General features: G+C 64.1%; 19 protein-coding genes and 1 tRNA gene. 16 read left to right on the top strand and 4 right to left on the bottom strand.

The window, feature by feature from the left end; translation table 11 throughout:
• Nucleotides 1–47 precede the first annotated feature (47 nt).
• Both recA and alaS read left to right on the top strand, forming a co-directional pair.
• Nucleotides 48–1,139 (top strand): recombinase RecA, encoded by a 1,092-nt coding sequence (gene recA, locus ABUE31_RS20335; protein ID WP_367725563.1) that lies wholly within the window; start codon nucleotides 48–50, stop codon nucleotides 1,137–1,139.
• Nucleotides 1,140–1,426: 287 nt separating this feature from the next.
• A complete protein-coding gene (gene alaS, locus ABUE31_RS20340; RefSeq protein WP_367725565.1) occupies nucleotides 1,427–4,090 on the top strand; it encodes an alanine--tRNA ligase in 2,664 nt (887 codons plus the stop codon).
• 123 nt (nucleotides 4,091–4,213) lie between these two features.
• On the opposite strand, the gene ABUE31_RS20345 is transcribed toward alaS, so the two are convergent.
• Nucleotides 4,214–5,428, bottom strand: coding sequence for an NADP-dependent isocitrate dehydrogenase (locus ABUE31_RS20345; protein WP_367725566.1), 1,215 nt, complete (start codon nucleotides 5,426–5,428; stop codon nucleotides 4,214–4,216).
• A 169-nt stretch (nucleotides 5,429–5,597) separates the two neighbouring features.
• Complete coding sequence (locus ABUE31_RS20350; protein ID WP_367725567.1) at nucleotides 5,598–7,598, bottom strand: PhoX family protein; 2,001 nt, start codon at nucleotides 7,596–7,598, stop codon at nucleotides 5,598–5,600.
• A 191-nt stretch (nucleotides 7,599–7,789) separates the two neighbouring features.
• Here ABUE31_RS20350 and ABUE31_RS20355 point away from each other — a divergent pair, with 191 nt between their 5' ends.
• From ABUE31_RS20355 to glpK, 12 genes are all read left to right on the top strand, one after another.
• Complete coding sequence (locus tag ABUE31_RS20355; RefSeq protein WP_367725568.1) at nucleotides 7,790–8,668, top strand: RNA methyltransferase; 879 nt, start codon at nucleotides 7,790–7,792, stop codon at nucleotides 8,666–8,668.
• Nucleotides 8,661–9,458 (top strand): glutamate racemase, encoded by a 798-nt coding sequence (gene murI / locus ABUE31_RS20360; RefSeq protein ID WP_367725569.1) that lies wholly within the window; start codon nucleotides 8,661–8,663, stop codon nucleotides 9,456–9,458. Before ABUE31_RS20355 ends, murI begins: the two co-directional genes overlap by 8 nt.
• A 64-nt stretch (nucleotides 9,459–9,522) precedes the next feature.
• Nucleotides 9,523–9,711 (top strand): DUF3008 family protein, encoded by a 189-nt coding sequence (locus ABUE31_RS20365; protein ID WP_367725570.1) that lies wholly within the window; start codon nucleotides 9,523–9,525, stop codon nucleotides 9,709–9,711.
• 100 nt (nucleotides 9,712–9,811) lie between these two features.
• Nucleotides 9,812–10,576 carry a DeoR/GlpR family DNA-binding transcription regulator gene (locus tag ABUE31_RS20370; RefSeq protein ID WP_367725571.1) on the top strand — a complete coding sequence of 255 codons (765 nt, stop codon included), beginning with the start codon at nucleotides 9,812–9,814 and terminating at the stop codon, nucleotides 10,574–10,576.
• A gap of 147 nt (nucleotides 10,577–10,723) precedes the next feature.
• Nucleotides 10,724–12,241 carry a glycerol-3-phosphate dehydrogenase gene (glpD, locus tag ABUE31_RS20375; RefSeq protein WP_367725599.1) on the top strand — a complete coding sequence of 506 codons (1,518 nt, stop codon included), beginning with the start codon at nucleotides 10,724–10,726 and terminating at the stop codon, nucleotides 12,239–12,241.
• Nucleotides 12,242–12,320: 79 nt separating this feature from the next.
• The gene (locus tag ABUE31_RS20380) at nucleotides 12,321–13,403 is read left to right on the top strand and encodes an ABC transporter ATP-binding protein (protein WP_367725572.1); all 1,083 of its coding nucleotides are present in this window, start codon (nucleotides 12,321–12,323) and stop codon (nucleotides 13,401–13,403) included.
• Between the two features lie 10 nt (nucleotides 13,404–13,413).
• Nucleotides 13,414–14,484 (top strand): ABC transporter ATP-binding protein, encoded by a 1,071-nt coding sequence (locus ABUE31_RS20385; protein WP_367725573.1) that lies wholly within the window; start codon nucleotides 13,414–13,416, stop codon nucleotides 14,482–14,484.
• Between the two features lie 5 nt (nucleotides 14,485–14,489).
• Nucleotides 14,490–15,356 carry a carbohydrate ABC transporter permease gene (locus ABUE31_RS20390; RefSeq protein WP_367725574.1) on the top strand — a complete coding sequence of 289 codons (867 nt, stop codon included), beginning with the start codon at nucleotides 14,490–14,492 and terminating at the stop codon, nucleotides 15,354–15,356.
• A 103-nt stretch (nucleotides 15,357–15,459) separates the two neighbouring features.
• Nucleotides 15,460–16,278 carry a carbohydrate ABC transporter permease gene (locus tag ABUE31_RS20395; protein WP_367725600.1) on the top strand — a complete coding sequence of 273 codons (819 nt, stop codon included), beginning with the start codon at nucleotides 15,460–15,462 and terminating at the stop codon, nucleotides 16,276–16,278.
• Nucleotides 16,279–16,289: 11 nt separating this feature from the next.
• A complete protein-coding gene (locus tag ABUE31_RS20400; protein ID WP_367725575.1) occupies nucleotides 16,290–16,571 on the top strand; it encodes a DUF2160 domain-containing protein in 282 nt (93 codons plus the stop codon).
• A gap of 75 nt (nucleotides 16,572–16,646) precedes the next feature.
• Nucleotides 16,647–18,368, top strand: a complete 1,722-nt coding sequence (locus ABUE31_RS20405; protein ID WP_367725576.1) for an ABC transporter substrate-binding protein — start codon at nucleotides 16,647–16,649, stop codon at nucleotides 18,366–18,368.
• A 100-nt stretch (nucleotides 18,369–18,468) separates the two neighbouring features.
• Nucleotides 18,469–19,959, top strand: a complete 1,491-nt coding sequence (gene glpK, locus ABUE31_RS20410; RefSeq protein ID WP_367725577.1) for a glycerol kinase GlpK — start codon at nucleotides 18,469–18,471, stop codon at nucleotides 19,957–19,959.
• 54 nt (nucleotides 19,960–20,013) lie between these two features.
• On the opposite strand, the gene ABUE31_RS20415 is transcribed toward glpK, so the two are convergent.
• Entirely contained in the window at nucleotides 20,014–20,493 is a 480-nt protein-coding gene (locus ABUE31_RS20415; protein WP_367725578.1) for a BA14K family protein, read from the bottom strand.
• Nucleotides 20,494–20,756: 263 nt separating this feature from the next.
• Between ABUE31_RS20415 and ABUE31_RS20420 the strand changes: the two genes are divergently transcribed.
• Nucleotides 20,757–20,832 (top strand) — tRNA-Lys (locus tag ABUE31_RS20420).
• 300 nt (nucleotides 20,833–21,132) lie between these two features.
• Here ABUE31_RS20420 and ABUE31_RS20425 read toward each other — a convergent pair.
• Entirely contained in the window at nucleotides 21,133–22,227 is a 1,095-nt protein-coding gene (locus ABUE31_RS20425; protein WP_367725579.1) for a hypothetical protein, read from the bottom strand.
• 608 nt (nucleotides 22,228–22,835) lie between these two features.
• On the opposite strand from ABUE31_RS20425, the gene ABUE31_RS20430 reads away from it, so the two are divergent.
• Nucleotides 22,836–23,321, top strand: coding sequence for a hypothetical protein (locus ABUE31_RS20430; RefSeq protein WP_367725580.1), 486 nt, complete (start codon nucleotides 22,836–22,838; stop codon nucleotides 23,319–23,321).
• Nucleotides 23,322–23,645: the final 324 nt, after the last annotated feature.

Genomic DNA, 23,645 nt, shown 5'->3' on the forward strand with positions numbered 1-23,645 from the left:
GAAGCAACTGATGTTCCGGCCTACATCGAGGACCAAGGGGTGATATCATGGCGCAGAATTCATTGCGGCTCGTAGAGGACAATACGGTGGACAAGACTAAGGCTCTGGATGCCGCGCTTTCGCAGATCGAACGCGCCTTCGGCAAAGGTTCGATCATGCGGCTCGGGACGAACGAGCAGGTCGTCGAGATCGGCACGGTCTCGACCGGATCGCTCGGCCTCGACATCGCGCTCGGCGTCGGCGGCCTGCCGCGCGGCCGCATCATCGAGATCTACGGGCCGGAAAGCTCCGGCAAGACGACCCTGGCGCTGCACACGGTCGCGGAGGCGCAGAAGAAGGGCGGCATCTGCGCCTTCGTCGACGCCGAGCACGCGCTCGATCCGGTCTATGCCCGCAAGCTCGGGGTCAATCTGGAAGACCTGCTGATTTCGCAGCCCGACACCGGCGAGCAGGCGCTGGAGATCTGCGACACGCTGGTGCGCTCGGGCGCGATCGACGTGCTGGTGGTCGATTCGGTGGCGGCGCTCACCCCGCGCGCCGAAATCGAGGGCGAGATGGGCGATTCGCTGCCGGGCCTGCAGGCGCGACTGATGAGCCAGGCGCTGCGCAAGCTCACCGCTTCGATCTCGCGCTCCAACACGATGGTCATCTTCATCAACCAGATCCGCATGAAGATCGGCGTGATGTTCGGCTCGCCCGAGACGACGACGGGCGGCAACGCGCTCAAGTTTTACGCTTCCGTGCGCCTCGACATCCGCCGCATCGGCGCGGTCAAGGACCGTGACGAGGTGGTCGGCAACCAGACCCGCGTGAAGGTGGTGAAGAACAAGCTGGCGCCGCCGTTCAAGCAGGTGGAGTTCGACATCATGTACGGCGAGGGCGTGTCGAAGACGGGCGAACTCGTCGATCTCGGCGTCAAGGCCGGCGTCGTCGAGAAGTCGGGCGCCTGGTTCTCCTACAATTCGCAGCGCCTCGGCCAGGGGCGCGAAAATGCGAAGCAGTTCCTGCACGACAATCCCGACACGGCGCGCGAGATCGAGCTGGCGCTTCGCCAGAATGCCGGGCTGATTGCGGAAAAGTTCCTCGACAACGCCTCGCGCGACGAACTCGACGACGACGCGGCCGCCGGCGGCATGTGACACCGCAGACCGCCGTGGATCGATAAAGGCCGCCGGCTGACGCCGGCGGTTTTTGTTTGGGTAGGTGCTACGTGCCGGGGCGGCCCGGTGTCCCGAAGCAAGGGTAGGCGAATGGCGGCGCGGCAGCAGCGAAGATGCGCTCCTGAACCCGCCATATTCAGGGCCGCACCCACCTGGCTGTTCCGCATCGGGCGTCATCCGAGTTTCTGGACAGCTATTGGAGCGGCGGCTAAAAGGCCTGAACCCAATTTCCGGCCGATCCGGCCGGTGCACCAGAAGGCTTTTCCATGAGTGGCGTGAACGACATCCGGTCGACCTTCCTCGACTATTTCAGGAAGAACGGGCACGACGTGGTGGCCTCCAGCCCGCTCGTGCCGCGCAACGACCCCACGCTGATGTTCACCAATGCCGGCATGGTGCAGTTCAAGAACGTCTTCACCGGGCTGGAGAAGCGCTCCTATTCACGCGCGACCACCGCGCAGAAATGCGTGCGCGCCGGCGGCAAGCACAACGACCTCGACAATGTCGGCTACACCGCGCGCCATCTCACCTTCTTCGAGATGCTCGGCAATTTTTCCTTCGGCGACTATTTCAAGGAACAGGCGATCGAACTGGCCTGGAACCTGATCACCCGCGATTTCGGACTGCCGAAGGACAAGCTTCTCGTCACCGTCTACCACACGGACGACGAGGCGGCCGGCTACTGGAAAAAGATTGCCGGCTTCTCCGATGACCGCATCATCCGCATTCCCACGTCGGACAATTTCTGGGCGATGGGCGACACCGGCCCATGCGGTCCGTGCTCGGAGATATTCATCGACCGCGGCGAACACATCTGGGGCGGCCCGCCCGGCAGCTCGGAGGAGGACGGCGACCGCTTCCTCGAGTTCTGGAACCTCGTCTTCATGCAGTATGAGCAGGTGACGAAGGAGGAGCGCGTCGATCTTCCGCGCCCCTCCATCGACACCGGCATGGGGCTGGAGCGGATGGCGTCCATCCTGCAGGGTGTGGACAGCGTTTTCGAGACCGACCTGTTCCGGCACCTGATCGACGTCACGGCGTCCGAACTGGGGCGCGGCCCGGACGCCGACAACACGGCCTCGTTCCGCGTCATCGCCGATCACCTGCGCTCCTCCGCCTTCCTGGTCGCCGATGGCGTGCTGCCGTCCAACGAGGGCCGCGGCTACGTGCTGCGCCGCATCATGCGGCGTGCCATGCGCCACGCCCAGCTGCTCGGCGCGTCCGAGCCGCTGATGTGGAAGCTGGTGCCGGCGCTGATCCGCGAAATGGGCCAGGCCTATCCCGAACTTGCGCGCGGCGAGGCGCTGATCACCGAGACGCTGAAGCTCGAGGAAACGCGCTTCGGCAAGACGCTGGCGCGCGGGCTCGGCCTGCTGGCGGATGTGACCGGCACGCTCGGCGAGGGCGACATGCTCGACGGCGAGACGGCGTTCAAGCTCTACGACACCTACGGCTTCCCGCTCGACCTGACACAGGACGCGCTGCGCCAGCGCAGGATCTCGGTCGATCTCGCCGGCTTCACCGATGCGATGGAGCGCCAGAAGGCCGAAGCGCGCGCCAACTGGGCGGGTTCCGGCGAGGCGGCGACGGAAACGGTGTGGTTCTCGGTCCGCGAGAAGGCCGGCGCCACGGAATTCCTGGGCTACGAGACCGAGCAGGCCGAAGGCATCGTGCTTTCGCTCGTCCGCGACGGCGCGGTCGCGGATGCCGCGAAAGAGGGCGACACGGTCGCGGTCGTCGTCAACCAGACGCCTTTCTACGGTGAATCCGGCGGCCAGATGGGCGATACCGGCACGATGTCAGGTGAAGGTTTTTCGATCGACGTGACCGATACCCAGAAGAAGGCGGATGGCCTGCTCGTGCACTACGGCAAGGTGACGAAGGGGGCGGTGAAGGCCGGCGCCGCGGTCGAACTGAAGGTCGACCACGCGCGCCGCTCGCGGCTGCGCTCCAACCACTCGGCCACGCATCTCATCCACGAGGCGCTGCGCGAGGTTCTCGGCACGCATGTCGCGCAGAAGGGCTCGCTGGTGGCGCCCGAACGCCTGCGCTTCGACATCTCGCACAACAAGCCGATATCCCCGGATGAACTCGAGGAAGTCGAGCGGATGGCCAATGAGATCGTCGTGCAGAACAGCCCGGTCACGACGCGGCTGATGACGGTCGATGATGCGATCGCCGAAGGCGCGATGGCGCTGTTCGGCGAGAAATACGGCGACGAGGTGAGGGTCGTCTCGATGGGCACCGGGGTTCACGGCGCCAAGGCGAACCGGCCCTATTCGGTCGAACTCTGCGGTGGCACGCATGTCAGCGCGACAGGCGACATCGGGCTGGTGCGCATCGTGTCCGATGGCGCGGTTTCGGCGGGCGTGCGCCGCATCGAGGCGCTGACCGGCGAAGCCGCGCGCCGGCACCTGGACGAGCAGGACCGGCGGCTGAAGTCCGTCGCGGCGACGCTGAAGGTTTCGCCGGCCGACGTGCCGGCGCGCGTCGGGGCCCTGCTCGACGAGCGCAAGAAGCTTGAGCGCGAACTTTCCGACGCCCGCAAGAAGCTGGCGCTCGGCGGCGGCGGGTCAGCGGCGTCGGGCGGTGCGAGCGAGAACGAAGTCGTCAACGGCGTCGGCTTCCTCGGAAAGTCGGTCAGCGGCGTCGCGCCGAAGGACCTGAAGTCGCTCGCCGACGCGGGCAAGACCTCGCTCGGCTCCGGGGTGGTCGTATTTGTCGGCACGGGCGAGGACGGCAAGGCGAGTGTCGTGGTCGGCGTGACCGACGACCTGACGCAGCGCTTCAGCGCCGTCGACCTGGTGCGCACCGCCTCGGCGGCGCTCGGCGGTCAGGGCGGCGGCGGCCGTCCCGACATGGCGCAGGCCGGCGGTCCGGATGCAAGCAAGGCAGCCGACGCGATCGCCGCGGTGAAGGCCGCGCTGTAGGCAGACTGAAAAGGCAATGTCGGCCGGCCCAAGGGGCCGGGCCGCGCCACGTAGCCAAACTGGCGACTGGATATGAAAAAAGCCCCGGATCGCTCCGGGGCTTTTCAGTTGGGGCTCACTTCCTCAGGCGGACATTGCCTTCTTGAGGTTCTCGTCGATCTTGTCGAGGAAGCCGGTGGTCGAGAGCCACGGCTGGTCCGGACCGATCAGCAGCGAGAGATCCTTGGTCATGTAGCCGGACTCGACCGTCTGGATGCAGACCTTTTCCAAGGTCTCGGCGAACTTCATCAGAGCCGCGTTGTCGTCGAGCTTGGCGCGATGCGCCAGGCCGCGCGTCCAGGCGAAGATCGATGCGATCGAGTTGGTCGAGGTCTCCTCGCCCTTCTGGTGCTGGCGGTAGTGACGGGTCACGGTGCCGTGCGCGGCTTCCGCCTCGACGGTCTTGCCGTCCGGCGTCATCAGCACCGACGTCATCAGGCCGAGCGAGCCAAAACCCTGCGCCACCGTGTCGGACTGCACGTCGCCGTCGTAGTTCTTGCACGCCCAGACATAGCCGCCGGACCACTTGAGCGCGGACGCCACCATGTCGTCGATCAGGCGGTGTTCGTACCAGATCTTCTTTTCCTTGAACTGCGCCTCGAACTCCTTCTCGTAGACTTCCTGGAAGATGTCCTTGAAGCGCCCGTCATAGGCCTTGAGGATGGTGTTCTTGGTCGACAGGTAGACCGGATAGTTGCGCAGCAGGCCGTAGTTCAGCGAGGCGCGCGCGAACTCGCGGATCGATTCGTCGAGGTTGTACATGGCCATCGCCACGCCCGAGCCCGGAGCGTCGAACACCTCGTGCTCGATCGTCTGGCCGTCTTCGCCGACGAACTTGATCGAGAGCTTGCCCTTGCCGGGGAAGCGGAAGTCGGTCGCGCGGTACTGGTCGCCGAAGGCATGGCGTCCGACGATGATCGGCTGCGTCCAGCCGGGCACCAGGCGGGGCACGTTCTTCATGATGATCGGTTCGCGGAAGATGGTGCCGCCGAGGATGTTGCGGATGGTGCCGTTGGGCGACTTCCACATCTTCTTCAGCTTGAATTCCTCGACGCGCGCTTCGTCTGGCGTGATGGTGGCGCACTTGACGCCGACGCCGTGCTTCTTGATGGCGTTGGCCGCATCGATGGTGACCTGGTCGTTGGTGGCGTCGCGGTGCTCGACGCCGAGGTCGTAATATTCGAGGTCGATGTCGAGATAGGGATGGATCAGCTTGTCCTTGATGAACTGCCAGATGATGCGTGTCATCTCGTCGCCGTCGAGCTCCACGACGGGATTGTCCACCTTGATCTTCGCCATTGCCTACCTCGCTTGGAATACGGGCGCCTGCCCGCGGACTGGTTCTTGAAGTGCGGCCCCTATAGCACCCGGCGCGGGGAAGGCAAAGGCGCGTCCGCCCGCCCTGCCGCGAAGGGCGGCGCGACAAGCCGCGCCACCCCTCCAATCATTGCCGGATGGCCGGCGTCGCCTACGCGCCGACCTTGCCGCCGCCCTGCCTGGTGATGGCGACGACCGCCGGCCGCACCGGCATGTCGTCCTTGAAGTCGGGCCAGCGGGTAGACAGGTCCTCGTAGTAGGAGGGGCGGCCGAAACCTTCCCAGTCCTCGCCACCGTCGCCGGGATGCTGGATCGCGACGAACAGCGTCTGGTCATCCGGCGTGAAGGTCGGGCCGCACAGTTCGGCGCCCACCGGCACCCGGTAGAACAGCTTGGACGTCGCCCTTGCGTCGCCTTCGGTGTCGACGGCCCACAAACCGTCGGTGCGGCCGGTTGCCTTCGGGCTGTTGCCGTCGGTGGACACCCAGAGCCGTCCCGCCGCGTCGATGGCGCAGTTGTCCGGCATGCCGAACCAGCCGTTCCGGGTGGTCTCCGTCGAGAAGGTCGCGCCGACCTCGGCGACCGACGGGTCGCCGCAACGGAGCAGGACTTCCCACCTGCCGGCCGTCGCGGCGAAATCGCCATCGGCCTCGGCGATCTCGATGATATGGCCGAAGGCGTTGCCGGCGCGCGGATTGGCCGGGTCGACCTGGTCGTCCTTGCGCTTGGTGTTGTTGGTCAGCATGACGTAGACGCGGCCGTTGACCGGGTTGGGCTGGACGTCCTCCGGCCGGTCCATCTTGGTGGCGCCGAGCAGGTCGGCGGCGCGGCGCGTCTCGACGACGACGTCAGCCTGGGTAACGAAGCCGTTGTCGGGGCCGAGCGGGCCGTTGCCGAGCACCAGCGGCAGCCAGGCGATGGTGCCGTCGGCGTCGAAGCGCGCGACGTAAAGCGTGCCTTCGTCGAGCAGGTCCATGTTGGCTGCGCGATCTTGCGGGTTGTAGGCCCGGGCGGTGACGAACTTGTAGACGTAGTCGAAGCGCTCGTCGTCGCCGAGGTAGAACACCACGCGGCCGTCCCTGGCGACGATCGATTCGGCGCCCTCGTGCTTGGTGCGGCCGAGCGCGGTGCGCTTCTTCGGCGTCGCGCTGGCGTCGAACGGGTCGACCTCGACGATCCAGCCGAAGCGGTTCGGCTCGTTGGGCTCCTTGGAGACATCGAAACGGTCGTAGAAGCGGCCCCATTCATAGGTCGAATCCGGCACGCCGAGACGCTTGTAGTTCGTCGCCTCCGGATGGTCGGCGGGCAGTTCGCCCATGAAGTAGCCGTGGAAATTCTCCTCGGCCAGGATGTAGGTGCCCCATGGCGTGACGCCGCCGGCGCAGTTGTTGACCGTGCCGAACACCTTCCGGCCGGTTGGATCGGCCGTCGTCTGCAGGCGCGGGTGGCCGGCGGCCGGGCCGGTCATCGCCATCTCGGTCGTCGCGGTGATGCGGCGGTTGTAGGGCGAGTTCCTGATCAGCTGCCACTTGCCGTCGGCCTTCCTGATTTCCGCGATGGTCCCGCCGTGCGCCGCCATCTCGATATCGACGCGCTTCTTGTCGGCCGGAGCGACCTCGGGCTTGCCGTCGACGATCTTCACGATGCCCGGAAACATCAGGTGCTCGTTGGTGTATTCGTGGTTGACCACCAGCAGCCCGTGCTCGGCTGGGTTTTCCGCGTCGGGCAGGGGGATGTAGCCGACGAAATCGTTGTTGTAGCCGAACTGGCGGCTCTGGCTCTCGGCCGTCTGCGACAGCGGATCGAATTCCGGGGCATCGGCGAACAGCGGGTCGCCCCAGCGCAGCAGTACATCGGCGTCGTAGCCGCTGGCGACGTGATGGTCCTGGTCGACGCCGGCTTCAACCTCGCCGAAGGAGAAGGCTGACGAGCCCGCGGCCCGCGCACGCTCGGCAGTCAAAAGCGCTGCGGGCGCGACCGTCGCGGAAATCGCCGAGACCGCCAGCGCGCCCTTGAGCAGGCCGCGGCGGGAAAACCGGGTAGCGATCAGCTCGCCCATCGTCGGGTTGGCGGTCGGGTTGTGCGCCGGCCCGTCCGCTTCTTCGAGGAGGCTTGTGCGGAAGCCGTTTGAGGTTGCGACATGTTCGGTCATCGTTCGATTGCTCCGTAGGAGGTTGCGTGGCTGGAACGGGTGACGCTCGTAGGTGGCCGGTGTAACAGCCGTGTGAAGCAGCCCGGCGCGGCGGGGAACTCACGGCTTCTGACGGTGGCGCCTTGATTCCGCGCCGGTTGCGGGGCTACTTCGCGCTCTTGCAGGCGATCGGCACCGGGACCAGTTCACATATGGCAGACCAAGACCGCGACATGCAGCCGGCGCATCCAGGCCCGGCCATCATCCTGGTCGAGCCGCAGCTCGGCGAGAACATCGGCATGGTGGCCCGGGCGATGGCGAACTTCGGGCTTGCCGAACTCCGGCTGGTCAATCCCCGCGACGGTTGGCCAAACGAAAAGGCGCGCGCCGCGGCGAGCCGGGCCGACCATGTGATCGACGGCGTCGCGCTGTTCGACGACCTGCGTTCCGCCGTCGCCGACCTGACATTCGTCTACGCGACGACCGCGCGCGAGCGCGACGGCTTCAAGCCCGTGCGCGGGCCGGTCGAGGCGGGCAGGACGCTGAGGGCGCGGTCGACGGCTGGCGAACGCACCGGCATCATGTTCGGCCGCGAACGCTTCGGGCTGTACAACGAGGAGGTCGCGCTCGCCGACGAGATCGTGACATTTCCGGTCAATCCCGAATTCGCGTCGCTCAACATCGCCCAGGCGGTCCTGCTGATGTCGTACGAATGGATGAAGTCCGGGCTTGAGAGCGAGACGGACACCGCATTCTCGACGCCGCCGGTTGCGCCGGCCGAAAAGAACCAGCTGCACGGCATGATCGAGCATCTGGAACAAGCGCTCGACGCCCGCGGCTACTTCCGGCCGTCGGCCAAGAAGCCCAAGATGCTCGACAACCTGCACGCCGTTCTCACCCGTCCCGGCTTTACGGAAGCGGAGATCAAGGTGCTGCGCGGCGTCATTTCCTCCCTCGACTACTTTTCGCCGCGGACGCCGCGCGGGGAGGGATATCCAGAACGCAAGGCGAAAGCCGATCGCGAGGCGCATGAGGACGGCGACTACCGGCGAAGGCCGGCGCCGCCGGACAAGGCGCGCGACGATGGCTGATCGCCCGATCCTGGTGTTCGATTCCGGCATCGGCGGCCTGACCGTGCTGCGCGAGGCACGCGTGCTGATGCCTGACAGACAGTTCGTCTATGTCGCCGACGACGCCGGCTTTCCCTATGGCGCATGGGAAGAGCCGGCGCTGCGCGAGCGCGTGCTGACACTTTTCGACAAGCTGCTGCTGCGCTTTGATCCGGAGATCTCGATTATCGCCTGCAACACGGCCTCGACCCTCGTCATCGCGGCGCTGCGCGAGCGCTTTCCGGACCAGCCCTTCGTCGGGACCGTGCCCGCCATCAAGCCCGCGGCCGAGCGAACGCGCTCGGGCCTCGTTTCGGTGCTCGCTACCCCTGGCACAGTGAAGCGGCAATACACGCGCGACCTGATCACGCAGTGGGCGTCCAGATGCCATGTCCGGCTGGTTGGCAGCGACCGGCTGGCGGGGCTGGCCGAAACCTATATGCGCGACGGCTTCGTCGATGAGGCGGCAGTCCGCGACGAGATCGCCCCGTGCTTCATCGAGAAGGACGGCGGGCGCACCGACATCGTGGTGCTGGCCTGCACCCACTACCCCTTCCTGGTGAACCGGATGCGCAAGACAGCGCCATGGCCGGTCGACTGGATCGATCCGGCCGAGGCGATCGCGCGGCGCGCGCTGTCGCTGCTGGGTACCGATCACCCAGCGGCGACATCGATGGCCGCCGAGCGGTCCGATGTCGCGATCTTCACGTCCGGTAGCGCGGGTTTCCCCACCAGGCGCCTGATGCAGGGCTTCGGCCTTCAGCTTTCCTGAGCGGCGTCCGGAACGGAATGCCGCCTCGCCGGCTTCTTCCGGACATGCAACGGGGAGAGGCGCCATGCCTGCCAAATCTCAAGCTCAGCAAATGGCCGCCGGCGTCGCGCTTGCAGCCAAGCGCGGAGAGATCAGCAAGAGCGAACTGCGCGGCGCGTCGAAGGACATGTATGACTCGATGACCGAGAAGCAGCTCGAAGAGTTCGCCGAAACCGATCGCAAGGGGCTGCCGAAAAGGAAATCGAAGGGCTGACCGCGGATATCGGTTCCCGCGAAACAGGATGACAGCCGGCTAAGCAAATATCGCTTTCGCTTTTGCTCGTTTGTGATAAAAACGAAAGCGGAGGTCGATCATGTATTTATCGCAACGCCACAGCGCAATCATCCAGATGGCCAAGGACGACGGACGTGTTCTTGTCGATGACCTCGCCCGGCACTTCGCTGTCTCTCCGCAGACGATCCGCAAGGATCTCAACGACTTGTGCGACCAGAGGCTGCTCACGCGGATCCATGGCGGGGCACTTTTCCCGTCAGGCATCGAGAACATGGAATACGAGGCGCGCCGCAAGATCGCAGCCGACGAGAAGGATGCGATCGGGCTGGCGGCAGCGCGCCTGATTCCCGATCACGCCTCTCTGTTCATCAATATCGGCACCACGACCGAAGCAGTCAGCAATGCGCTCCTCGGCCACGACGGATTGATGGTCATCACCAACAACATCAATGTTGCCAACAGGATGCGCGTGTTTCCTTCAATCGAGGTGGTGATCACCGGTGGGGTCGTGCGTGGTTCCGACGGCGGCGTGGTCGGCGAGGCCGCCGTCGATTTCATCAAGCAGTTCAAGGTGGACTATGCCGTGATCGGCGCGTCGGCCATCGATCATGACGGCGCGCTGCTCGACTTCGACTTTCGCGAAGTCAAGGTTGCGCAAGCGATCATCGCCAATGCAAGGCACGTGATCCTTGTCGCCGACGCCAACAAGTTCGAGCGGACGGCGCCGGTGAGGATCGGTCATCTCAGCCAGGTCGACACCTTTATCACCGATCGCTGCGAACTCCCGGCGATCCGAGCGATCTGTCGCGACTCTGAGGTCGAACTGATCGAGGCGGCGCGTTGACGATGCGGCAATCGATCTGTCGGGTATTTCGTTTGACATTCGTTATGTTTTCGAATTAATTCCATCACGCTTTCGATAAGCGCCTGGAATGGTGCAGTGCGAAGGCGTGGAGGAAATGTGACCGGAACCCCGACGCACGATGCGCCGATGCGCGACGTCTTCGTCATAGGCGGCGGCATCAACGGCTGCGGCATTGCCCGCGACGCCGCAGGGCGGGGCTATTCGGTCTATCTCGCCGAGATGAACGATCTTGCCAGCGGCACCTCGTCGTTCTCCACCAAGCTGATCCACGGCGGCCTGCGCTATCTCGAGTATTACGAGTTCCGGCTGGTCCGCGAATCCCTCATGGAGCGCGAGGTGCTGTGGCGCAGCGCGCCGCACATCATCTGGCCGATGCGCTTCGTACTGCCCTACCACAAGGGCGGGCCGCGCCCCGCATGGCTGGTTCGGATCGGCCTGTTTCTCTACGACCACATCGGCGGGCGCAGGCTGCTGCCGCCGACACGCACTCTGGACATGCGCAGCGATCCGGCCGGCAAGCCGCTGAAGCCGATCTTCACGAAGGCTTTCGAGTATTCGGACGGATGGGTGAACGATGCGCGCCTAGTCGTGCTCAACGCCCGCGACGCCGCCGACCGCGGTGCGACGATCCGGACACGCGCGAAGGTGGTCAGCGCGCGCCGCGAGGACGGCGCATGGACCGTCGGCGTGGAGGATCTGCGCACCGGCGCGGTCGAGCAGGTGAGGGCGCGCCTGCTGGTCAACGCAGCCGGCCCCTGGGTCGACCACGTACTCGCCGAGGCGATCGGCCAGAACGACGTGCACAACGTGAGGCTGGTGCAGGGCAGCCATATTGTGGTGCGCAAGAAATTCGATGATCCGCGCGCCTATTTCTTCCAGAACAATGACGGGCGCATCATCTTCGCCATCCCATACGAGGACGACTTCACCCTCATCGGCACCACCGACCGCGACTATCCCGGCGATCCGCACGAAGCGAAGATCAGCGACGCAGAGACGCGCTATCTCTGCGAGGCGGCAAGCGAGTATTTCTCGGTTCCGGTAACGCCGCAGGACATCGTCTGGACCTATTCGGGCGTGCGCCCGCTCTACGACGACGGTGCCTCAAAGGCCCAGGAAGCAACGCGCGACTACGTTCTCAAGGCCGAACATCCGGATGGGGAAGCGCCGGTCATCAACATCTTCGGCGGCAAGATCACCACCTATCGGCGGCTGTCGGAACACATGCTCGAGAAGATCGAACATTTCCTCGGCCGGAAGGGCAAGCCATGGACCGCGGCGGCGCAGCTTCCCGGCGGCGATTTCCCGGCGACGGGGTTCGATGCGCAGGCGGCGAAGTTGAAGGCGCAGTATCCATTCCTTGACGTCGGGCTGGCGCGCCGCCTGACGCGGCTCTACGGCACAAGGGCGGCGACGCTGCTCGGGCTGGCCAAGTCTCAGGCAGATCTCGGCAGGACGTTCGGGCCGGACCTCTACGAAGCTGAGGTTCGCTATCTCATCGATCACGAATGGGCGCTGACGGCCGACGACGTGCTCTGGCGCAGGACCAAGCGCGGCCTGACCGTCTCGGCCGTGGAAGCCGCGGCGCTGGAGGAGTACATGAAGGGGCACTTGTCCAGCTTGCAGAACGCGGCGGCTGAATAGAGACTGGGGAGTTTCTTTCCGAAGGCGGGAGGCCGATCCGGGAAGACAACCGATGCAAAATTGCCTGGGAGGAGGCGGAATGCTCGAACTGCGGAATGTATCGAAGACGGTGGCCGGAGCGGATCATATCCGCGACGTCTCGCTGACGCTTCGCCACGGTTCGCTGAACGTGCTGCTCGGGCCGACCCTTTCCGGAAAGACCAGCCTGATGCGCCTGATGGCCGGCCTCGACGTCCCGACGTCGGGCTCGGTCTGGTTCGACGGCGTCGACGTGACCGGCGTGCCGGTGCAGAAGCGCAACGTCGCCATGGTCTACCAGCAGTTCATCAACTATCCGGCGATGACGGTCTACGAGAACATCGCCTCGCCGCTGCGCGTCGCCGGCGCCGACAAGGCGACGATCGAGCGCGAAGTCGACCGTGCGGCTTCCCTGCTGAAGCTGACGCCCTATCTCGACCGCACGCCGCTCAATCTCTCCGGCGGCCAGCAGCAGCGCACCGCGCTCGCCCGCGCGATCGTGAAGAACGCCTCGCTGGTGCTGCTGGACGAGCCGCTGGCCAATCTCGACTACAAACTGCGCGAGGAACTGCGCGAGGAACTGCCGAAGATCTTCGCCGAGGCCGGCACGATCTTCGTCTACGCCACGACCGAGCCGCACGAGGCGCTGCTGCTGGGTGGCAACACGGCCACGCTCTCCGAGGGCCGCGTCACGCAGTTCGGGCCGACGATCGACGTCTTCCGCCGGCCCGACGATCTCGTCACGGCAAAGACCTTCGCCGACCCGCCGCTCAACACCATCGTGTTGAGAAAGAGCGGCTCGACCTTCCAGCTTGATGGTGGGGTGAACCTCCCTGTGCCGGACGACCTCGCCGGCATTGCCGACGCGAGTTACACGATCGGCTTTCAGCCCCACCATCTTTCTTTGTCGCGTCCGGGACCTGCCGCGGTGCCGGTCAAGGCGAAAGTCTCGGCCACCGAGATCACCGGTTCCGAGAGCTTCGTGCATCTCGATTTCGCCGATGTGCGCTGGGTCATGCTCGAACACGGCATCCGCAACTTCGACACCGACCAGGAGATCGAAGTGTTCATCGATCCGCGCCACATCATGGTCTTCGATGCGAACGGCCGTTCGGCCGCACCGCGCGCGAAGCAGGCGGCGTGAGGGGGGCGACATGGCGCGCATCGACTGCAACCACATCCGACACGCCTACGGCGCCAACCCGCAATCCGCGAAGGACTATGCGCTGAAGGAGGTCCATCACACGTTCCAGGATGGCGGCGCCTACGCCCTGCTTGGGCCGTCCGGCTGCGGCAAGACCACGCTGCTCAACATCATATCGGGGCTGCTGCACCCGTCACATGGCGAACTGCTGTTCGACGGCCGGGACGTCACCAACCTGTCGACGCAGGAACGCAACATCGCGCAGGTGTTCCAGTTTCCGGTCATCTACGACACGATGACCGTCTACGACAACCTGGCCTTCCCGCTGCGCAACCGCGCGGTGCCGGAAGCCGATGTCGATCGCCGGGTGCGCGAGACGCTGGAGATGACCGGGCTCGCCGACATGGCGATGCGCCGGGCGAGGGGGCTCACCGCCGACCAGAAGCAGAAGATCTCGCTTGGACGCGGCCTGGTGCGCCACGACGTCAACGCGATCCTGTTCGACGAGCCGCTCACCGTCATCGATCCGCACATGAAGTGGGTGCTGCGCTCGCAGCTGAAGCAGCTGCACAAGCGTTTCGGCTACACCATGGTCTACGTGACGCACGACCAGACCGAGGCGCTGACTTTCGCCGACCATGTCGTGGTCATGTACGAGGGGGAGGTCGTGCAGATCGGCACGCCGGCGGAGCTGTTCGAGCGGCCAAGGCATACATTCGTCGGATACTTCATCGGCTCGCCCGGCATGAATGTGATGCCGGTTGCGCTTGAGGGCCGGCACGCCAGGCTTGGCGGGCAGACGATCGACCTGCCGGGCCTGCCCGATGTCGGCAGCGCCGGCACCGTCGAGCTCGGAATCCGCCCGGAATATGTCCGGCTGGGAAGCGCGGGCATGCCGGCAACGGTGACCAAGGTCGAGGACATCGGCCGCCACAAGGTGGTCCGCGCCAGCGTCGAGGGTCGCGACATCGCGGCGATCATCGGCGAAGACGACGACATCCCCGCCGATCCCCGGGTCGCCTTCGACCCTGCGGGCATCAACCTCTACGCCGATTCATGGCGTGTCGAGATGGGAGGCTGAGCGCCATGGACAAGCCCTGGAACAACAAGGCCTGGTTCATGGTCCTGCCGGTGCTGCTGCTGGTGGCTTTCTCGGCGGTGATCCCGCTTATGACGGTCGTGAATTATTCGGTGCAGGACACGTTCGGCAACAACGTCTTCTTCTGGGCGGGAACCACCTGGTACGAGGATATCCTGGCCTCGGAACGCTTCTGGGAGGCGATGGGGCGCAACCTGATCTTCTCGGGGATAATTCTGGCGATCGAGATTCCGCTCGGCATCTTCATCGCGCTGAACATGCCGCGCCAGGGATGGGGCGTGCCGACATGCCTCGTGCTGATGGCGTTGCCGCTGCTCATACCGTGGAATGTCGTCGGCACGATCTGGCAGGTGTTCGGCCGCATCGACATCGGCCTGCTCGGCCACACCCTGTCGGGTCTCGGCTTCGACTACAACTACGTCAACGATCCATTCGACGCCTGGGTGACGGTCGTCCTGATGGATGTCTGGCACTGGACCAGCCTCGTCGTGCTGCTCTGCTATGCCGGCCTCGTCTCGATCCCCGACGCCTACTACCAGGCGGCCAAGATCGACGGCGCCTCGCGCTGGGCGATCTTCCGCTACATCCAGCTGCCGAAGATGAACCGCGTCCTGCTCATCGCCGTGCTGCTGCGCTTCATGGATTCCTTCATGATCTACACGGAACCCTTCGTGGTCACCGGCGGCGGCCCCGGCAACACCACGACGTTCCTGTCGATCGACCTCGTCAAGCTCGCCATCGGCGAGTTCAACCTGGGCGAGGCGGCAGCCATGTCGATCGTCTACTTCCTCATCGTCCTTTTGCTGTCATGGGTCTTCTACACGGTCATGACCAACTACGGCGAGGAGCGCTGACATGGCCGAAGGAAAGAACGAAGCCGCCATCGCCGTCGGCCGGGGCGATATCGGAACGGCCTCAGCGAGCGCAAGGGCAGGCGACGACGCGGTGGCCAGGGCCATGCGGCGTCGCGGCGAGCCGTCCCGCTTCTGGTGGCTGGTGCCCACCATCTACGTCATCTTCCTGTTGCTGCCGATCTACTGGCTGACCAACATGAGCTTCAAGACCAACCAGGAGATCCTCGGCGACTTCTCGCTGTGGCCGCGCGACCCGACGCTGCGCAACTATGCGGTCATCTTCACAGACCCGTCCTGGTACAAGGGCTACATCAACTCGATCATCTACGTGGTCATCAACACCGTGATCTCGATCACGGTGGCGCTGCCGGCGGCCTACGCGTTCTCGCGCTACCGCTTCCTCGGCGACAAGCACCTGTTCTTCTGGCTGCTGACCAACCGCATGGCGCCGCCGGCGGTGTTCGCGCTGCCGTTCTTCCAGCTCTATTCGGCATTCGGACTGATCGACACGCATATCGCGGTCGCACTCGCGCACTGCCTGTTCAACGTGCCGCTGGCAGTCTGGATTCTCGAAGGCTTCATGTCGGGCGTTCCCAAGGAAATCGACGAGACCGCCTATATCGACGGCTATTCGTTCCCGCGCTTCTTCGTGAAGATCTTCATGCCGCTGATCGCGTCCGGCGTCGGCGTGGCCGCCTTCTTCTGCTTCATGTTCTCGTGGGTGGAACTGCTGATCGCGCGCACGCTGACGACCACCGACGCCAAGCCGATCGCGGCGATCATGACGCGAACGGTGTCGGCCTCGGGCCTCGACTGGGGCGTGCTGGCCGCGGCCGGCGTCCTCACCATCATCCCGGGCGCGCTCGTCATCTGGTTCGTCCGCAACTACATCGCCAAGGGCTTTGCCCTTGGCCGGGTCTAGGAGGTCTGACGATGAGCTTCGCCTGGATGGCCTGGACGTGGCCGACAGCCGTCTTCTTCGGGACCATCTTCATGCTGCTGATCGGCATGGGCGTATGGGAATACGTCTCGCCGGGCGGCAATCCGCGCGTCGGCATTCTGCGTTTCGAGACGACGCGCGGCGACCGTCTCTTTGTCTCGCTGCTTGGCAGCGCATTCATCCACCTCGCATGGCTGGGGCTGATCGGCCCCAACCTGTGGTGGGCTCTCGCTCTCTCCGTGGTCTACGCAATAGGCGTATTCCGCTACGTTTAGAGGGGGAAACTGTTGGAGCGGCCGCGTGCCGGCGACCGCTCCGATCGCACTTGCAACCTTAGTGGAGGAAACGAAATGCGACGGCATCTGTTAACATCGTCAACTGCCCTTGTCCTGCTGCTTGCGGCCGGGCAGGCCTACGCCGGAATGGACGAGGCCAAGGCCTTCCTCGACGCGGAGATCGGCGACCTGTCGACGCTCGACCGCGCCGCCCAGGAAGCCGAAATGCAGTGGTTCATCGACGCGGCGAAGCCCTTCGCCGGCATGGACATCAAGGTCGTCTCCGAGACGATCACCACACATGAATACGAGTCCAAGACGCTCGCCAAGGCGTTCACCGACATCACCGGCATCAAGATCACGCATGACCTGATCGGCGAAGGCGATGTCATCGAAAAGCTGCAGACCCAGATGCAGTCGGGCGAGAACATCTACGACGCCTATGTCAACGACTCCGACCTGATCGGCACGCACTGGCGCTACCAGCAGGCGCGCAGCCTGACCGACTGGATGGCGAACGAAGGCAAGGACGTCACCAATCCGAACCTCGATCTCGACGACTTCATCGGCACGTCGTTCACCACTGCCCCGGACGGCAAGCTCTACCAGCTTCCCGACCAGCAGTTCGCGAACCTCTACTGGTTCCGCTACGACTGGTTCAACGACGAGAAGAACAAGGCGGACTTCAAGGCGAAGTACGGCTACGACCTCGGCGTGCCGGTCAACTGGTCGGCCTATGAGGACATCGCCCAGTTCTTCACCGGCCGCGAGATCGACGGCAAGAAGGTCTATGGCCACATGGACTACGGCAAGAAGGACCCGTCGCTCGGCTGGCGCTTCACCGATGCCTGGCTCTCCATGGCCGGCAATGGCGACAAGGGCATCCCGAACGGCCTTCCGGTCGACGAATGGGGCATCAAGGTCGACGAGAACTCGCGGCCGGTCGGCTCCTGCGTCGCCCGTGGCGGCGACACCAACGGTCCTGCATCGGTCTATGCTATCGAGAAGTACCTGGAGTGGCTGAAGGCCTATGCGCCTGCCGCCGCGCAGGGCATGACCTTCTCGGAATCCGGTCCGGTCCCCTCGCAGGGCGAGGTTGCCCAGCAGATGTTCACCTATACGGCGTTCACCGCCGATTTCGTGAAGCCGGGCCTGCCCGTCGTCAACGAGGACGGCACGCCGAAGTGGCGCTTCGCTCCGTCGCCGCATGGCGTCTACTGGAAGGACGGCATGAAGCTCGGCTACCAGGACGTCGGCTCCTGGACGATCCTGAAGTCGACGCCGGAAGACCGCGCCAAGGCCGCCTGGCTCTATGCGCAGTTCGTGACGTCGAAGACCGTGGACGTGAAGAAGAGCCATGTCGGCCTGACGCTCATCCGCGAATCCTCGATCCGGCATCAGTCCTTCACCGATCGCGCGCCGAAGCTCGGCGGCCTGATCGAGTTCTACCGCTCGCCGGCCCGCGTCCAGTGGTCGCCGACCGGAACGAACATTCCTGACTACCCGAAGCTGGCTCAGCTCTGGTGGCAGGCGATCGGCGATGCGTCGTCGGGCGCCAAGACGGCTCAGGAGGCCATGAACTCGCTGTGCGCCGAGCAGGAGAAGGTCCTCGAGCGCCTCGAGCGCGCGGGCGTGCAGGGCGACATCGGCCCGAAGCTCGCCGAAGAGCACGATCTCGAGTACTGGAACAAGGACGCCGTCTCGAAGGGCAACCTTGCGCCGCAGCTGAAGATCGAGAACGAGAAGGAAAAGCCGCTGACCATCAACTACGACGAACTGGTCAAGAGCTGGCAGTAAACCATCCGGCCCGGGCGCAGGCCGGGGCCGAACAGGAAAGCGGGGAGGCGGCCTTTGCCGCCTCCCTTCTTTGCATCGCAAACGACCCGGAGGAGACGATATGACCGGCTACATTCTCGCCATCGACCAGGGCACGACGTCGTCGCGCGCCATCGTCTTCGACGGGAACATGAAGGTCGCCGGGATCGGCCAGAAGGAGTTCACGCAGCACTATCCGGCCTCCGGATGGGTCGAGCACGACCCCGAGGAGATCTGGGACAGCGTGGTGTGGTCGGCGCGTCAGGCGCTGAGAAAGGCCAGGGTGAAGGCGAGCGACATCGCCGCGATCGGTATCACCAACCAGCGCGAGACCGTGGTGCTCTGGGACAAGACGACCGGCAAGCCGATCCACCGGGCGATCGTCTGGCAGGACAGGCGCACCGCGCCGCTCTGCGCCCGCCTGAAGAAGGCAGGGCTGGAGAAGACATTTTCGCGCAAGACCGGGCTGCTGCTCGACCCCTATTTTTCCGGCACCAAGATCGCCTGGCTGCTCGATCGCGTGAAGGGCGCGAGGAAGCGCGCCGCAGCCGGCGAACTGCTCGCCGGCACCATCGATTCGTTCCTGATCTGGCGCCTCACCGGCGGCAGGGTCCATGCAACCGATGCGACCAATGCATCGCGCACACTCGTCTACAACATCGAAAAGAACGCGTGGGACGCGGAACTGCTCAAGATCCTGGGCATCCCCGCCGCGCTGATGCCCGAGGTCAAGGACTGCGCCGACGATTTCGGCGTCACCGACAAGGCGATCCTCGGCGCCTCGATCCCGATCCTGGGTGTCGCCGGCGACCAGCACGCCGCCACCATCGGCCAGGCCTGCTTCAAGCCGGGCATGATGAAGTCGACCTACGGCACCGGCTGCTTCGCCCTGCTGAACACCGGCGCAGACATCGTGCGCTCCAGGAACAGGCTGCTGACCACCATAGCCTACAGGCTCGACGGCAAGACCACCTATGCACTGGAAGGCTCGATCTTCATCGCCGGAGCCGCCGTGCAGTGGCTGCGCGATGGGGCCAGGATGATCGACAAGGCGGCGCGCAGCGGCGAGCTGGCGGCGCAGGCCGACGAGACCCAGAACGTCTACCTCGTGCCGGCCTTCGTCGGCCTCGGCGCGCCGCATTGGGACGCGCATGCGCGCGGCGCGATTTTCGGCCTGACGCGCAATTCAGGCCCGGCCGAATTCGCGCGCGCCGCCCTCGAGGCGGTCGCCTACCAGACGCGCGATCTCCTGGATGCGATGAAGAAGGACTGGAAAGGGGCGGCGGCCGGAACCGTTCTGCGTGTGGATGGCGGCATGGTGGCGTCCGACTGGACGATGCAGCGGCTGGCCGACATCCTCGACGCGCCGGTCGATCGTCCCGAGATCCTCGAGACGACGGCGCTGGGGGCGGCGTGGCTTGCCGGCTCGCGGGCCGGCGTCTGGCCGACGATGGCGCAATTTGCCAAAAGCTGGGCGCTGGAGCGCCGCTTCAAACCGAAGATGGACGAAGCGACACGCGCCGCCAAGCTGAAGGGCTGGCGCGACGCCGTGCGGCGGACGCTGACGGCTTGACGTGAAAAGGCCCGCGCCTTTCGGCGCGGGCCTCGGTGGCTGCAAATCGATCGGTCAGTTGTAGGGCGAGTAGCACTGCCTGCGCGGGCCGTTGTACGGCTGGAACGTGTTGTCCCAGGCCCGGTAGGACCGGTAGTGGTCGTAGCACCAGTGCTCGTGCGCGCTGCCGCCGCCCTGGTAGACGTAGTTGTTGTTGTTGGCGATCGCGCCGCCGATGATGGCGCCAGCGATGAACGCGCCCGCAGGGAACCAGAAGCCGTCATGGTAGCGGTAGCCCCGGCGCCATTCGCGGTAGCCGCGGTGGCCGTTGTACCAGACATAGTCGCCCCTGCGGCGGAAGTCGTTGTGGCGACGCCCGTCCCACTTGCCGTAGCGCCGCTTCTTCCAGGGTTCCTTGACGGCGATGACGTCGGAACGCTCGGCCGTCTGCGCCTTGGGCACATAGCCAGGCGCGGCCGTTGCCGGGACCGCAGCCGACAGGCCGAAGGATGCGGCCAGCGTCGCTGCGCACAGCGATGATAGAAACTTCTTCATGACGATTCCTCGATTTGGTCTCGGTATCTGTGTCCCTTGTGGCGGGAAAACGGCGTATGCGGGCGATTGTTCCGAAAAATGATGCGTGCTCATCCGACCGTATTGCAACCGGGTGACGCTGGGAAGCGCCCCGCCGAACCGCGAACGAACCGTCGCAGCAACGCCTTCCAAAAGGCCCCGAAGGGTTTGTTTTTTCCGGTTGACCCTGTGCGGCGCTCTCCCTATGTTCCGCCGCAATTTCGGGGGGCGCCGCGCCGCCCCGGGAGCGCGTAGCTCAGCTGGTAGAGCAACTGACTTTTAATCAGTAGGTCCTGGGTTCGAGCCCCAGCGCGCTCACCATTTACCTTCTGAAATCGTTGAACTAACCTTGGGTTGCGGTACAACCCATGCGTGGGTGTGCTCGAAAGTGTGATTCAGATATCTCTAATATCTGCAACTTCACGCCAGGAGAAAGCCGGGCCTGGGGAAGCGCACACGATCAGTGGTTGTATTTTGTACGACCAACTGTTTCTAAAATAGCTGGTTCCAAAAGTACGGGCCGTGAAGCGCCCAATGCAATCGGCCCGCTATCGATCGCCACGAAATGGCTGCAATGCGTCAAGGCACAACAAGCATCGCGAGCCAATTCAGCGGCGGTTCTTAAGAATTGAAGGTATTCGCGCGCGATCGAGTCGCCGGCGTTTCCACGACAGGATCTCCTTTAGGTGCCCGCCGGTTTGCTACCGCCTGGCTCGCCAGCGCTATGCCTTTGCGGACATTGGATGCGATAGAACCGCGACCCTGCCAGCGCAACCTGCTTGCGAGCCGTCTGGACCACGCGCCGGTCGTGCCGTTTTTCCTCGCGGACTCCAAAATCGACACCAGTTCCAGATAAGTTGTGACCTTCTTAATCTTCAACTGATCGATGAGCGCAAGATCGAAAGAGCCATCAAAACACTCTGGCTCATCAATGCCGACGGCTAGGAAGTTCATCCGAGTCCTGACGCATTTCATGCACCTGCCGCAATTGAGGAACGGATGATCCAGGCAAACATGGACGACTTTGCGGGCCGTCGGATGCCGGGCGATGGCAGCGACTTTTTCGGTCCGCGTGAACGCCGCGCCATCGTGGACGATCCTCATCGTCGACGATGACAGCAACCAGTCCGTGGCCGGAGTGGATCCCACCTCCATGACGAGCTTCGTGTAGGGTTCATTGCTTCCGGTAAGTCCGTGTCCGTAATGTCCGGCATACTGGTGCAGCGAGGCAGACAGTTGGGCGCCGAAACATTCGAAGTATCGCTGGCCCATACCCGGCATGACTGTGGTAGAAGTCGCGTGGCGCAGATTGGTCGTCTGGACCAGCGTATCCACGCCGACCTCCTCAAGCAGAGGCTTCGTCCGATTGATTAGCCTGTCAACGTAGTCTTCGCCCCTATCCAATTCCTGATGATGAATAAGCAGCACCGACCTTACCGGAAGTGCGCTTTCTGATGTATGGCGCAGGAGTGTGAAGATGCTATCGACCCCGCCTGAAAAGAGCGACAGCGCTGCTGATTGCAGCGGTTCGACGGGATCGACCACCATCTGCGGGACCACGTCGATAGGCAGGTACAGAGGGCCATGAATGCTATGGATGGCGGTTTGAAGTTCGAGGATGTTTGCGAGCGACTCCCGACTCATCGGGCCAGCAACGTCTAAGTGAATGCGGTTCCGCATTGCCCAATAGAGGATCCCTAGGACCAAGCCGTCCATGGTGAGATCAATGAAGGGCTTAGATTGCTCGAAGTAGATCGGTTCGGGAAGCGGAAGAGACCCTTTGCCATCAAGGAACAGCCAGCGCCGGGGAAGCTCCCGCGAGGTATCTATCAGCGAATTGAGTGTCGCACGACGATCATTCGACCTGAAGTCTGGTTGGGGTTGCGGACCCAGGAGAGCGCCCTCACAATATTTGCCAATGTCAGTATCGAGGCATCACAAAGATAACCAGCTCGAGTTGACAGGTATTGAACTGGCACCTAGCAGCACGTTAAACCTCTCGCCGTCAAGTCGACAAGACCGATTGGCAACTTGGGTGCGCCCCTGCTTCGCGAGGCGCCAGGCCGAGACACTCTACGCGACTCGTGCGGCCGGTTTATAGGCCGCACGAAAACGCGACGTCGTAAGTAGAGGTCGCGGGGCTTGTGTAACCGGACTGCTAGGAAAGCGGCACCAGCAACTGCTCCAAGTTTGCGCCGGTCTCGGATGCAATTCTTTGCAACCTTCCTGATCGTCAGGCGGTTCACAGGCAGACGATCGGCCATCTCCTGCATCGTATAGTGCCTATCAATCTCACGATTTTTGTTTAGCCGGATGCCGATCGAATGATGACCGTAACTGAGCGGCTTCTGGTCGACCAATGGTTCGCGCCCGCCACGCCGGCGGCTGCGCAGGTCTGCAATACGCTTTACTCCCCGCCCCTGGGCGAGGCGTATTGTCTTCGCGACGGTCGAATAGCTTCTACCATAATGCTCGACAAGCCAGCCGTAGCTGGCTCCATTCTGCCAGTCTTCGATGGCCCCTTCGGTTGCTATCGGCAACCTCGTCCTGAACAGGGCAGCGCGGCGCTACATCGTCGCAAACTGTCAGCCGTGTTGTTTTCGCAGGTGGTGGCCATTCCCAACGCGTTGCGGCTGAGGCGGCAGGCCAAGAACGGCGACGCAAGCTTGCGGCAATGCGGCGTCGCGTCAGTTGGAGGCATCTGGATCGAAACCCAGCCTTTTTCCAAACCGGCGGCCATCGCAGCTTTTGGCATGTCCCATTTGGAGACAAATGGCGCTGGCACGAGGCTTGCAGCGTGGTCGGTGTAGGGGTTGCCTAGGGTGGTCCGGTATTTTGGCAACGGGGCTGGTAGAGGCCCGCCGCAATCAGACTCAGCAGCGGCGGGCCTTTCCTTTTGATCCGTATCGCTTCACCGCCACCACGACAATCATGCTTGCTTCGAAAGCGCATCTCAGTTCGAGACGAGACAGTTCTCGTCGTCCGTCAGCGCGCCCCCGTCCTCACATACCCGTTTCGCGCTCGTCATCGTTCCCACCCGATTGACACGCACCCGCGATGCTCGGCCGAGCCCGCACAGGCGCCGAATTGAAACTTGGTGCGAATGCACGATCATGCAGAAGATTGATGGTCGT

The organism is Mesorhizobium marinum (assembly GCF_040813675.1).
GTDB classification, from domain to species: domain Bacteria; phylum Pseudomonadota; class Alphaproteobacteria; order Rhizobiales; family Rhizobiaceae; genus Mesorhizobium_K; species Mesorhizobium_K marinum.